The organism is Leptonema illini DSM 21528 (assembly GCF_000243335.1).
Taxonomy (GTDB): Bacteria; Spirochaetota; Leptospiria; order Leptospirales; family Leptonemataceae; genus Leptonema; species Leptonema illini.
The window spans coordinates 1,653,530-1,665,979 of the sequence record NZ_JH597773.1; the positions used below are offsets into that span (position 1 = coordinate 1,653,530).

Here is a 12,450-nt window from a genome sequence, read left to right on the forward strand (position 1 = left end):
TGCACCGTGGAAAGTCGGAATTCAAGGCGACTGATTCTGAGGACCCATGCGCCGGACACAGCCGTTGCCGCGGTTATTGAGCCGGAGCCTGGTCTACGGGCGAAAAGTTCGGGCTCATCAGCATCCCCGAAATCTTCATGCACAGTTCGCCTCCGGCTGCACCGCCGTTCATGATATAGAAATTGTAAAGGCCTTCGTTTCTCGTCTCAAGATCGTCGACAGGTCGCAGACAGACCTTTCCATCGAGCGACGTATCTGATAAAGAAGCGCTCAGACGGCCCGTCCCTTCAAGGCGCACGGTGAAGAGCGGACTCTGTATCTGCGCTTGATTGAAGTCAACCGTTCCTTTCTTGAATTGCAGCGGCAGATTAAAGCGCTCGATCGTCAGCTCCTCTGGTGTGGCCGGCAGCATCGCCAGAAGCCCTGGAAGCTGTTCCGGTTCGAGGCGATCCAACTTCACCTGAATCGTCCCCTCCCATTGCGACGGAGGCGCCGTAACGCTGCTCATGTCGAGATTGACATCGAGCGACTTGAAGCTTCCACCGAAATTGCCGATGCCGAAGTTCCCGCCGTTCAATCGTACCGTGCCTTTAGGCGCAAACCGGATCAGGGCCAGCTTCTTCAGATCCGCCACGGCGTTCTCAGCTTCCAGACGAAAGCCGCCGTCGCTCTGTAGCGAGAGGTCGTCGATCTTCGTCTGACCGATCAGGCCGAGCTTCATGCTTGTGAATTCCAATCGCAGGGCCGGAGCCAGCCTCTTCTGAAGCGTCGACTTGAGTATGCCCTCAAACGGAAAAAGTAGCAGGAAAAAAAGAAAGAACGACACCACGCCCGCAACGGCAACCCACAGGCGCTGACGTCCGCTCAGCCGCGCCTCTTCTTCAAGCGATTCATCGAGCTCTTCGTCGATTCCCTGTTCTTCGGTTTCCGTTGCCATCTTATCGTTCCTGTTTTACAGGCTGCAGCACATAGACGGTGATGCTTGCATCATAGGAATCCCGCGAAAGCGCCTTTCCTATATGCAGATCGCCGACGGTAACGCCGTTCGTCTGCGTGTATTCCATGTCATAGAGAAACTGCATGAGCGGCTCCAGCTGCACTCCGCTGAACGTCACCTTTACCAGCGTTCTTTTATCGTTGCGCCCGACCTTCTGCTCATCACTGCGGATGCTTGATGCGGTCAGATTGCGGTTCTGCAATGACTGGGTAACGATGCTCAGTAACTGGTTTTCGTCGGGCGGATTTCCCGTCGACGCCATCGACTGTATCTCGTCGCGCAGCTTCACAAGCGTCTTCACGTCGCGCCTGGCCTGCGCAAGCTGCTTTCGCAGATTGGAACGCTTCTCGAGAATGAGATGCCCGAGCAGGCCGAGCGCAAGCACGCCAAACAAGACGCCGGCAAGCATCAGAAGAAGCCTTTCGCGTGAACTCAGTTTATCCAGCATCAGCGACAGTTGACCTCAAGATTATTCGTGACCGGCTTCAGAACGAGCTTCAACCCGAGGCGCACCTTCTGTCTCGGATTGATATCTCGCCGGATCACTTCGACGGCCGAGAAGAGCTTGCTGTTCTGATAGTGTTCCTGAATGGCGACGAGCTGATTGACGCTATCCACCTCAAGATCAAGCTCCACCGCCGATTCATCGTATTTAATGCTTTTCAGTTTAAGCGACGCCTGCGACGGATCGGCCGTATGATCGGTCACCTCTTTCAGGATATCGAGCGTGCGATAGCCGCCGAGCACGGTACGCATCACACGCAGGCGATTCTGGCAGATCGCACGGGCGGCCTTCACGGGATCCTGCTTCGGGTTGATGCCGGGGATGGCCTTTGCAATCTCCTGCATCTGTCCCTGTAAGGCCGAGAGCTGATTCTGTTCTGATACGATGCCTATAATAAACGAAAAAAGCAGAATAAGCAGCGCCGATGAGGCGACGATGCCCGGCATCATAAAAGGCCTCCAGCGAATCTCTCCACTGCGCAGCCGGGCGCCCGTCGGCGTCTGCAGAAGATCGAGTCGGGCCTCTTTCTTTGCTCCGACGGCGTGCAGGGTACCGAGACAGATGATCCACTGCTCGACGCCCTCTTCGGCCAGCATGAGCGGATAACGCCTGAAACGAAGATTCGTCTCTTCTTCAAGAACGTCGCTGATACCGCGCAGCAATGATCCGCCGCCCGAGATATAAAGATGCGACGGTTCGCGAAGAGGCGATGCGAGAATGGAGCGCTCGATCTCGGCCGCCATCTCCTTCACAAGGCGAAGAAGGCCCTGCTTCATACGCTTCAGCTTGGGAGCCGTAAGACCGGATCGTCCGGGTAGCGACGCCGGCAGCTCGTCGATGTCCTTGCGTGAGATATCGACGCCCGAGTCGCGTTTAAAACGCTCCGCCTCGTCTATCGAAATGCCGAGTTGCTCCGCTATCTCTTCGGTAAAGTCCGCTCCGCCGATAGGCAGGATGCGCGTGAAGGCCAGCTTGCCGTCAGAAAGCAGATTGAACAGCGTGCCATGAAGGCCGATGTCGAGCTGTGCGATAACACGACCCGCCGTCTCCTGCACCGGCAGCAGATTCACCGCGCTGGCCAGCAGATGCGGAACAGGAGCCATGTATCCGATGCTTTTACCGCTTTTTACGACAGGATCGGCAAGCAGCTCGATCTGGCTTTTCTCGACGGCAAAGGCCGTCATGCGTGATTGCTCGTTGCCGCTCTGCCAGCACGTCGATACGATCTCGACCTCTTCCAGAGGCACGGGCAGAAGCGGTTCCAGGTCGCCGGCCAGGATCTCGGCGGCCAGCTTCGCATTCTCGGTGGGCAGATCGACGTTACGGGCAAAGAGCTCTGTGGATGTTACCGGCAGATAAAAGACCGATTCGTCGGGAAAAAGCGTCTGGATAAAGCGCAGCAGGTTGTAGCTGCCCGTTTCGCCGTCCCCGTCGGGCGCAGACAGAGCCGGCAGTGTCTCTTTCTTTAGAATGTCAAAGGTGCCCATGCCGCGGCGCACAAGCAGGGCGCGCAGCTCATGACTTCCGCGATCGACGATGACGACGTTTTCCTGAAAAAGACCCATTCTCGTTACAAGTTATCCCGGAAATCCGGGCTTATTATAGATAGCTCCTACCATTATCGGATGCCGGGGCACCAGATTCCACGCCCCCGTCTGGACTTCGAGCGAAAAAGGGCGACGGTCGACAGGCATCCCCTTATCGCTATTTGTCGCTACTCCTCACTATAAAAAAGCAGCTTGCGGCGCTTGCGGTCATATAGCCCCGTTACCTTGCGGATGACCGGGCTGCCCGTTCCGTTTTCCGGAGGCATGATCGTTCCGATACCGATGATCCGATAGATCTCGCCCTCCGTTTTAAGAAGGCCCGTGAATTCGCCGCCGGCACCGGCCAGCTCGCTGTACAGCGAAACGCCTGCCGACGTCGTGCGCTGCAGAGAAGGCAGATGCTGCAGCTCAGACAGCTCTTTAATATAGCCGCCCTTCTCACGTCTCAGCTTGAAGATCTCAAGCACCGCCTCGCGCGTCATCGAATCGCTGAGGCTCATCAGCACGTGATAGCGGGCCGCGTTGACGTTAATCTTGCCGGGATCGCCGTCCGGACTTATGTAGGCGGTGAGGTTATTCGCCGGAATCCAGTCCGCCGGCGTAAGAAGCGACTTCTCGTCTTCGGTCAGGAATTTCAGCTCTTCCTGTTCCTCTTCCCAGTTCGGCGGCGCCTTTGATTCGTAGATCGTCTGCCGGTTGAGATCCTTTACGATTGCCATCTCAGAGACCGAAAGAATGAGCCCGTTCTTGATCGTAATGGGCGGCTTCAGATTCTCATAGTAGCTCTTCTCGGCGCCCTGGCCATCGGTCGTATCGTTCTCGTCGATCCAGTCGACAAGCGAATCGACGGCATCAAGAGGAATGCCGTACTGCGAGAAAAGCCTCTGGAAGATATTGCGATACGTGTCGTCGGGCATATCGTCCAGCGGACGCACGAGCCGGTTAACGTTCAACTTGCCGTCCTCAGGCTGGATGCTGTATTTCACAAAGCATCGACTGCATTCGTCGCTGACCTGAAGGTCGGGCGGATCAAGGGCAAGCCCTGACTGAAAGAGATACTCTTCGGGTACGTTTTTAAGAGCGCCGAGGCCGGCCTGAAAACCGGCAAGGGCAAGCTGCCGCGCTTTGAGGCCTTCGGTGCCCATGCGCGCCGCCGCCCATTCATCGTGTGCATCGGAATAGAACTTCACGGCAATGGTAAAGGCGGCCACCCCCATCGCAAAGACGACAAGGATGACGACCGCTCCGCGGCGGCCCTTCTTCTTCCAGCGACGCCACACCTTCAGCAAACGCTCCACGTCGTCATTCGCACATACGCTCCGTGATCAGCAAGCGAAAAGAGCAGAATCAGGGCGCCATGCGCACAAGCAGATTGCCACGCTTGCGTCCCGTGTCGACGTACCGGTGCGCCTCGACGATATCATGCGCATCAACGATACGATCAATGACGGCCTTGAAGTCGCCGCTCTGCATCTTCGCGAGAATCAGCTTCAGATCTTCAAGTTTTTCGGGTGCCGGACGAAGCCCCGTCGCCGCAATCTTCACTTTCTTTTTCGAGAAAAGAGACGTAAATAAAACAGCCGGAAAGACCGAGAAATCGAACGCCGCTTCAAGTAAGACGCCGTTCTCGGTTAACACGTTTTTACATTTGCCGAAGCAGAGATTGCCCACCGTATCAAAGATAACGTCGTATCGCCTGTCGGACTTTGTGAAATCGGCCGTGCGATAGTCGAGAACGTGATCCGCTCCGATCGATTTCACAAGCGCATGGTTCGCCTCGCTGCAAACCGCCGTCACCTCCGCTCCGAGCATACGAGCGACCTGCACGGCTGCCGAGCCCACAGAGCCCGAGGCGCCGTTGATCAGGATCTTCTGCCCGGCCTTCAGACATCCGACGTCTCTTAAAAACGGAAGCGACGTTAAGAAGCCATCGAGACAGGCAACGGCATCTTCAAAGGCAATCGAATCGGGAAGCGGCAGAAGCACGGCCGTATCGGGCAGAACGATATACTGCGCATGTGCGCCAAATTCAGGACCGGTAATGCCGAAGACGCGATCCCCCTCTTTAAAACGCTCGCTTCGCGAACCGACGACCGTGCCGGCAAGCTCTTCGCCCAGCACCTGCATCTTCGGGCGAAAGAGCCCTGTAAAAAGACGCGCCATCATATCGCCACGCCGAAAGACCGCCTCTGTGGCCGTAACCGTGCTGTAGTGCACGCGGATCAAGACCTCGCCGCCTTTCTCGTCCGCCTTCTTTTCACTCAGAACAGGCACCGGCCGATCCTCGACGCCATAGACTTCGGGGCCTCCGTATGTTTTATAGGCCAGCACCTTCATAGTCTGCCCCTCGGTGAGCGGATTCATCTCTTTTGCTTTCTTAACTTCTTTTGTGTTTGACATACAGACAGCATAGGCTTACACTGTAAGCCAGTCAACCGGAAAAGATGAAAGCGAAGAAGAAAACCAATCCGACATCAACAACACGGCCCGAGAAATCCGCTAAAAAAGGAAGCAGCCGTCAGATTGAAAGGCACCCCGGAAAGGAAGCAAGGCGTCTTCCTTTAAGTAGAGAACGCATCTTGCTGGCCGCACTATCCATTGCCGACACAGAAGGGCTGGATGCGCTCTCGATGCGACGTATTGCCGCTGCTTTAAAAGTGGAGGCCATGTCGCTCTACAAGCACATCGCCGATAAAGAGCAACTTCTCGATGGACTTGTGGATCTCGTTCTTGAAAAGATTGAGATCCCTTCGTTAGACGGAACGGGACTCACATGGCAACAGGCGATGACCATTCGAGCGCACTCCGCCCGTCGGGCCTTCAGCGCTCATCCCTGGGCCGTCGCTGTGTTTGAATCGCGCAAACGTCCGTCTGAAACGCGCATCCGTTACGGAGACGGAGTCCTTCGCATCCTGCGTCAGGCCGGATTCTCGGTAGTGATGGCCTACAGGGCCTTTCTTTTACTCGACAGCTACATCTATGGCTTCCTCTCTCAGGAGCTGAACTGGGCCATCGACGAAGATCAGATCCCCGAGCTGGCTCGCACCATGATGCCATTTCTCGAACAGGCGCCCTATTTCAAAGAGGTTATGCAACATGCGATGAGCACGACATCACAGAATCAGTTCGATCGCGAGTTTGAATTCGGATTGCAGATGATACTGAGCAGCCTTGAATCCTACAGGCATGATCCGGGTCCGAAAGCGTTTAAAAGCGGATTGCTGTTCTTTCCCGTCGGGGGCTTTTTCTAACGGAAGAACTTCACCGCAGAGGCCGCGGAGGGCTCAGAGAAGATCACAATCAGATTTCAATAACGAGAAGTAATTAGAATTTGTTGTCCACGAAAGGCACGAAAGACACGAACCTTGAATACAGGCATTTCTCCGGCCTTGCCTGAGCCTTATCCCGTGAACGCAACCCAAAAGAATTTAAGCCTTCGTCGACCACGGTCTTCTTTCGCGCTTTTCGTGTTTTTCGTGGACTAAAAGGATTTCAAACAACGATAGGATTCTTGATGCCGGCAATATAACGACATGGTATGCACGAATCGAGGTTTCGGCTATCGGCCTTTCGATTTCGCGTTTATGCAACCGGAGCTTGAGGCTCTCGTTAAGAATTTGTTGACCGCGAAAAGCGCGAAAGACGCGAACCTCGAATACGGCATTGCAACGGCCTTACCTGAACCTTATCCCGTAAGCTCAGAACAAAAGAATACAAAACTTCGTTGGCCACGGTCATCTCTCGCGCTTTTCGTGTTTTTCGTGGACTAATAGGATTTCGGATTATTAAGCAAGACGCCGGGAAAAACCGCTTGTCGTCTGGCTGCCTGCTTCCCTCGTTACAGAAGAGCTGCTTTGATTGCCTTAAATCGGCCTCGAAAAAAGGTGTGCCTATGAGCCGTAAACTGCGTTTTCCAAAAGACTGGATTGAAAGAAAACAGCAGAAAGAGAAGATCAGCGTCCTGACCTGCTACGATGCCACATCGGCGGTGCTCGTTGAACGGGCCGGCGTCGATGCGATCCTTGTAGGAGATACGATGGGCATGGTCCTTCAGGGCCATAGCTCGACGATGCCGGTGAAGCTCGATCATATCATCTACCACGGACAGTGTGTGCGTCGCGGCGCTCCCGGCACCTTCCTCATTGTCGATATGCCCTTTGGTACCTATCATGCTTCCGTCGAACAGGGCGTGAACAATGCCATGCGTCTGATCCAGGAAACGGAGGCGCAGGCCGTAAAGCTTGAAGGCGCCGACGAAGATACGTTGAAGATCATTCGCAAGATCGTAGCCGGAGGCGCTCCGGTGATGGGCCATATCGGATTCACCCCGCAGAGCTATTTAAGCCTGGGCGGTTTTCGCATCCAGGGCAAGTCGAACGATGCCGCCGATGCGCTGATCGAACAGGCCAAGGCTCTGCAAAGCGCCGGATGTTTCTCTATCGTTCTCGAACTCATGCCAACTGACGTATCCCGTCGTATCAGTGAAGCCGTGCAGATTCCAACCATAGGCATCGGCGCCGGTATTCACTGCGACGGCCAGGTCCAGGTCTTTCAGGACCTGCTTGGCCTGCTGCCGGACTTTGCTCCGAAGCATGCTCGCAAATACGATCAGGCAGCGGAACGCTGGATAACGGCCATCGGCCAGTATGATAACGATGTGAAGTCGGGGAGTTTTCCGGGGCCCGAGAATTCTCACTAAGCCCTGGCCGCACCCACCCTCACCCCGCGGGTGGCACAAGCCACACCTGCGCCCACCCTCACCACGCGGGTGGTGCCTTGTTGATTGGGTAAGCACCAGGCCTGGTTCGGGCGGGCGCAGGTGTGGTGGGAGGGGCTGGAAGCGAGCGACGGGAAGGCTTCTTAATCACCTATCTGTTTAAGAACTCGATTGGACGAAAGGCCAGGTTGAGTGCCAGGCAGGGATTCGGGAGGGTGCGGCCGGGGCGGTGGGGGTTGGAAGCGAGCGGCGGGAAGGCTTCTTAATTTCCTGGCATTTTAAGAACTCGAATGGACGAAAGGCCAATCGGCAATTCAATCCACTCAGCTGGAAAAACCTATAGATTCTGTTTGACATATCTCTGACGCCAAACTTATGTATTCTGTATGATACCAACAATGAAGAAAAGAATCACTATTCTTGGATTAATTGTTCTTGCTTCTCTAACAGGCTGTGTTAGCGCAGCAAGAACGCACTTTACTGCAGGTGAAGACGAGGATTCTAAGGTAGTGCGTTACGTTATTTCGCCCGGTCTTGGTGTTATAGGTGTGGATGGAGAAGAAATTCCGCCAATGAAGCAAGTGGCCTTCGATAATCGCGGAGGGGGTCTCCTGAACAAGGTCTTCAATCTGAACCCCGGAAAACATGAACTTAAAATCGTGTTTCGGTCTGATACTTACGAAGCAAAAAATTCCATTCCGTTAACGGTCGACCATCAGGCCGGCCAGGTTGTATTTCTCTGTTATGATATAAATCGAACAGCTTTTCAATGGAAGCCACGTACACTCGTTGCATCGCCCGATCAGATTACCGTTGAACATGGAATCGGACTGGGCATACTGCACATTTATCTAACGGAAGCAAAGGATCGAAACGATTGCTATGAGTAATAACGAGCAATAAAGTGGCAACCGTTCTGCTTAAATCTCCCCGTTCTTTCCAACCCGACTAGCCGCTCCTACAGCGATTTTCAGTGGACGGCTCGCTGGATAGCATCGGGCCGGTCGGGTTCGGGAGGCGCGATTCTGGAAGGCTTCTTACTCCCTGACATCTTAAGAACTCGATTCGCCATAGCGCCAGCCTGTCCGCTCCCTCAGCGTAGCGTAGCAGGAGTGCGGATCGGCGCCGATTGACGCAGCCTGGGCCCTATGGGTCGAGCGCGTCACTCGTCGCATGCTGAGGGGCGGATGGGCCCCGAGCAGAGAGCAAACGGGCACTAAATCCTGAGCATTCCGATAGGACCGTAAACGCCGGGATTCGACTAACGGGGTTACCGATCAAGAGCAGAATCTTTACCCAATCCAGCTAAAAGAAAATTCCGGATTGACAATGTTTACAGATAAGTTTAGTGTTCGCGTCAATAGAGACGTGCAGGCTGAGGTTTGGCGCGAAATCTGGACTAAGCCGCTCCGACTGTGTTCATATACCAAACGGGATATGACGATGGCCGTGAAACGGACGTATGGCAAGATTAATACGCATACATACATTACAAGTTTTTCGCAATTGCTCAATGGGTAAAACAAATGGCAAAAAGTAAAAAAGAAGATGAATTAATAGATTTACAACCAGACATAAATACGCCACGGCCCAGACTTCATAAATTAATAATTAAAAATTTTCGCTCAATAGGGACAGACCCCGTTGAAATCGACCTTGATGATATTGTAGTCTTAGTTGGCCCAAACAATTCAGGTAAAAGCAGCATCTTAAGAGCATATGAAGTCGCAATGTCACAAGGGTCCAATAAAGGAAAACTTTCAATCGATGATTTTCCAAATGGAGTCGTTGATGAAGATTGTTATCCAGAAATAGAACTACATACAATCGTATTTACGAATGCACCCGGAAAAAAATGGCTTGATGATTTAGGAAATCAAGAATACATCATTCGTGAACGATGGATTTGGAGCAGTCCAAACAAGGACCCCAAAAGGCAAGGCTTCAACATTGAGTTGAATGATTGGGATGAAGAAAAAGTTCCGTGGGGTGCCCCCAACGTTGCAAATTCAAGACGTCCTTTGCCTCATAGAGTGGATGCGTTTGATACTCCGGATGCTCAAGCCAAATCAATTACAGATTTGATTGCTGGTATTCTGAAAGACAAAATTATTGAAATCAAATCAGATCCAAGCCAAGAAATTTCTGATTACGAATTGATTTTAGATAAAATAAGAAATCTTCAGACGAAAGCTGTGAAAGCCACTGAAAGTGAAATCATTGTAATCGAATCAGAAATCACTAAATACATCGAAAAACTTTTTCCAAACCACCAAGTCAAATTCGATGCAAAAGCAGAAACGGATATCGAAAAAGCTTATGAACCTTTCAAAAGCAGGACCGAAATGTTAATCGGTCCAAAAGATGGATATTTTTCAAAAATCGAACACCAAGGAAGTGGTGCACGAAGAACAATATTGTGGGCAACTCTTAAATATATTTCAGAAAATAAAAACGATACAAAAGAAAGACCGCATGTCTTATTACTTGATGAACCCGAAATCTGTTTACATCCTTCAGCCATTCGGGAAGCAAGATCTGTTCTTTACGATCTTCCGAAATCAGGAAATTGGCAAGTAATGCTTACCTCTCATTCTCCAATATTTATCGATCTTTCGAGAGATAATACCACAATTATAAGAGTTTTTCGAGATGAAATGTCTAGCGTTCAAAGCACAACACTCTACAGACCAAGCAAGGCAAAGCTTTCTCATAATGATTTAACTAATCTCAAATTATTGAATATATGCGATCCATATGTTCATGAATTCTTTTTTGGGGGAAAACAGATAATTGTCGAAGGTGATACTGAATATACTGCATTTTCAATGATAAAAGAGCAACTCCCTGATGAGTACCTGGATCTTCAAATAATTCGAGCTAGAGGAAAAGGAATTATACCGTCTGTTGCCAAAGTCCTACTTCAATTTTCAAAAGGGTTTTCCATTTTACATGATACCGATACTCCTAAAACAAAGGACAATAAGAACAATCCTGCTTGGGGAATGAATTCGACTATAGGCAATATTCTATCTCTGGAAAATGCATTGGGCCGGGTTCATTTATTGGCATGCAAAACCAATTTCGAATCTGCAATTTTTGGCGAAGAGATTAAAAATGAAAAGCCATACAATGCATTAATACGAATAAGATCTGATCAGGCGATATTTGAAAAAGTAAAATTACTACTTGACGCACTGATTGACAATAATGTCACCCCACCATCGAATATAATCCGCTGGAACTCTATTGCTGATTTAGAATCCCAATGTGGATTAAAATAATGTGCCACTGCGATAACTGCATTTTTACTGCCGCGGGCACCTTCAGTCCCATATCGCCCTCTCCCTTCGGTCGCCTTATAAACGCCGAACTATTTGGGGCGTTATAATAGGTTCCGCTATGGCGTCGGGCTTCGGCAAATTGTCCTGCCTCCGCTGGCCATCTTCGTGAAACCTATTTCGTTCGCCAAAAAGCCGCCCTGCAGACACTTTTAAACCTATTTATGGAGATTTATGTGCAAGAAACCTTATTGATACCGGATCGCTACGACATGCTGGCCCGAAAAGCAGGCGGCGTGCTTCCACGCATTATCGTAAAAGTGGATGAAGCTCTGGATTTCATTGATTCTGTATATTCGGATATGCGCTCCGCTGGTAGAGGAGCATTTTTGATTTTTCGCGCAGAGTCAGGGGTTGGTAAATCTACGTTTCTCAACACGATTTCCTTTTTCCGTGATGGAATTGAGATTCAGACTGTTCCCGGTGAGCAAGAGCTATCGGGTTTCTTTCGAACTCTCCCGAAAAATTCCAGCCAGCTACGCATCCTTGTATTGGAGGGGCGAGAAGCATTGACGGATTTCTCGGAAGCAGATATTGAGAAGGTCCTTCATGGGATTAATGGGTTTCTCAGGTCGGAAAACGGAGAGAAAACCCTAATTGCTTGGACCTGCAATTCTGATGAGCTTCAGCAAAAACTCCTCGAACTGGGCCAGCGAATCGGTGGATCTGCGCTTCTCGGAAGTTATGGGGGCCTTTTTCGTTTTGCTGGTCCCGAAAAAGAACAGTATCTCGAAATTGCCCGCAGAACAGTTGCCGAATTAAATTCGGGAATATCGCTCTTAGAACTCGGTATTACCGAGGAGAATGGCCGGCTCTTGGCCGGCCAAGCGAACACAATAGGCGACTTCATGCTCGCCGTTAGGCAATTCGCGGCCAAATCAAAAGATCAGCTTGCGAAACTTTTAGAGAAAGACCAATTCCGTCTCTGGTTTTTCGTTGTAGCGGGAAATGAACCAGAAGGTGACGTAGCGACTCTTACGAGAGGCGTCTCGGCTCATGCGGATATCGACCGAATGCTCAATGCTACAGGCGCTAATGTTGTCAGGGAGTTACAAAATGTGCGGGACAAGGTAGGCACATTGGTCAATACTCTGGATGTAAGACTCATCTATGTTCCCTTGACGTTGGTCAATTCAATACAAGCCATCTCAAAAATGCCTGAGGAGGATAACGATACAACCTAACCGGACAAACGAAAGGTAGTTCTCCCAGTACCTCTCGAATCGATTGAGTATTCTGCGAAAATTCTGGAGCCAGGCAAAGAGTCTTTCGACCTTCCATCTGCGTTTATATCGACGCAGCTCCCGCCCATCCTGTGTGCTCTCCTTTTTCCGGCCCCGTCT

General features: G+C 51.4%; 11 protein-coding genes. 5 read left to right on the top strand and 6 right to left on the bottom strand.

Translation table 11 applies throughout. From position 1 onward, the window contains the following. Positions 1–73: 73 nt before the first annotated feature. The 5 genes from gspN to LEPIL_RS07555 all read right to left on the bottom strand — a co-directional run bounded on the left by gspN (position 74) and on the right by LEPIL_RS07555 (position 5,449). The gene (gene gspN, locus LEPIL_RS07535; protein ID WP_002771480.1) at positions 74–937 is read right to left on the bottom strand and encodes a type II secretion system protein GspN; all 864 of its coding nucleotides are present in this window, start codon (positions 935–937) and stop codon (positions 74–76) included. 1 nt (position 938) lies between these two features. Further along, the gene (gene gspM, locus LEPIL_RS07540) at positions 939–1,445 is read right to left on the bottom strand and encodes a type II secretion system protein GspM (protein WP_002771483.1); all 507 of its coding nucleotides are present in this window, start codon (positions 1,443–1,445) and stop codon (positions 939–941) included. Beyond that, positions 1,445–3,067 (bottom strand): cell division FtsA domain-containing protein, encoded by a 1,623-nt coding sequence (locus LEPIL_RS07545; protein WP_002771484.1) that lies wholly within the window; start codon positions 3,065–3,067, stop codon positions 1,445–1,447. The genes gspM and LEPIL_RS07545 overlap by 1 nt, the downstream gene beginning before the upstream one ends. 149 nt (positions 3,068–3,216) lie before the next feature. Further along, the gene (locus LEPIL_RS07550) at positions 3,217–4,347 is read right to left on the bottom strand and encodes a type II secretion system minor pseudopilin (protein WP_002771487.1); all 1,131 of its coding nucleotides are present in this window, start codon (positions 4,345–4,347) and stop codon (positions 3,217–3,219) included. 49 nt (positions 4,348–4,396) lie between these two features. Continuing rightward, positions 4,397–5,449, bottom strand: coding sequence for an NAD(P)-dependent alcohol dehydrogenase (locus tag LEPIL_RS07555; protein ID WP_002771489.1), 1,053 nt, complete (start codon positions 5,447–5,449; stop codon positions 4,397–4,399). 44 nt (positions 5,450–5,493) lie between these two features. On the opposite strand from LEPIL_RS07555, the gene LEPIL_RS07560 reads away from it, so the two are divergent. The 5 genes from LEPIL_RS07560 (at position 5,494) to LEPIL_RS07590 (ending at position 12,291) form a co-directional block, all read left to right on the top strand. Next, positions 5,494–6,300, top strand: coding sequence for a TetR/AcrR family transcriptional regulator (locus tag LEPIL_RS07560; protein ID WP_002771491.1), 807 nt, complete (start codon positions 5,494–5,496; stop codon positions 6,298–6,300). Positions 6,301–6,941: 641 nt separating this feature from the next. Continuing rightward, positions 6,942–7,748, top strand: coding sequence for a 3-methyl-2-oxobutanoate hydroxymethyltransferase (gene panB / locus LEPIL_RS07570; protein WP_002771493.1), 807 nt, complete (start codon positions 6,942–6,944; stop codon positions 7,746–7,748). Positions 7,749–8,152: 404 nt separating this feature from the next. Continuing rightward, entirely contained in the window at positions 8,153–8,656 is a 504-nt protein-coding gene (locus tag LEPIL_RS23370) for a hypothetical protein (protein ID WP_143464653.1), read from the top strand. A 636-nt stretch (positions 8,657–9,292) separates the two neighbouring features. Continuing rightward, positions 9,293–11,050 carry an ATP-dependent nuclease gene (locus LEPIL_RS07585; RefSeq protein ID WP_002771499.1) on the top strand — a complete coding sequence of 586 codons (1,758 nt, stop codon included), beginning with the start codon at positions 9,293–9,295 and terminating at the stop codon, positions 11,048–11,050. A gap of 233 nt (positions 11,051–11,283) precedes the next feature. Beyond that, positions 11,284–12,291 carry a hypothetical protein gene (locus LEPIL_RS07590; protein WP_002771501.1) on the top strand — a complete coding sequence of 336 codons (1,008 nt, stop codon included), beginning with the start codon at positions 11,284–11,286 and terminating at the stop codon, positions 12,289–12,291. On the opposite strand, the gene LEPIL_RS22885 is transcribed toward LEPIL_RS07590, so the two are convergent. After that, positions 12,256–12,450 (bottom strand): transposase (locus tag LEPIL_RS22885; RefSeq protein ID WP_157135125.1); only part of this gene is annotated, 195 nt, incomplete at its 5' end. The two genes, LEPIL_RS07590 and LEPIL_RS22885, sit on opposite strands and share 36 nt — an antisense overlap.

Coding starts and splice junctions, on each gene's coding strand:
- LEPIL_RS23370 (WP_143464653.1), top strand. CDS start 8,153: ATGATACCAACAATGAAGAAAAGAATCACTATTCTTGGATTAATTGTT.
- LEPIL_RS07545 (WP_002771484.1), bottom strand. CDS start 3,067: ATGGGTCTTTTTCAGGAAAACGTCGTCATCGTCGATCGCGGAAGTCAT.
- LEPIL_RS07585 (WP_002771499.1), top strand. CDS start 9,293: ATGGCAAAAAGTAAAAAAGAAGATGAATTAATAGATTTACAACCAGAC.
- LEPIL_RS07560 (WP_002771491.1), top strand. CDS start 5,494: ATGAAAGCGAAGAAGAAAACCAATCCGACATCAACAACACGGCCCGAG.
- gspN (WP_002771480.1), bottom strand. CDS start 937: ATGGCAACGGAAACCGAAGAACAGGGAATCGACGAAGAGCTCGATGAA.
- panB (WP_002771493.1), top strand. CDS start 6,942: ATGAGCCGTAAACTGCGTTTTCCAAAAGACTGGATTGAAAGAAAACAG.
- gspM (WP_002771483.1), bottom strand. CDS start 1,445: ATGCTGGATAAACTGAGTTCACGCGAAAGGCTTCTTCTGATGCTTGCC.
- LEPIL_RS07555 (WP_002771489.1), bottom strand. CDS start 5,449: ATGTCAAACACAAAAGAAGTTAAGAAAGCAAAAGAGATGAATCCGCTC.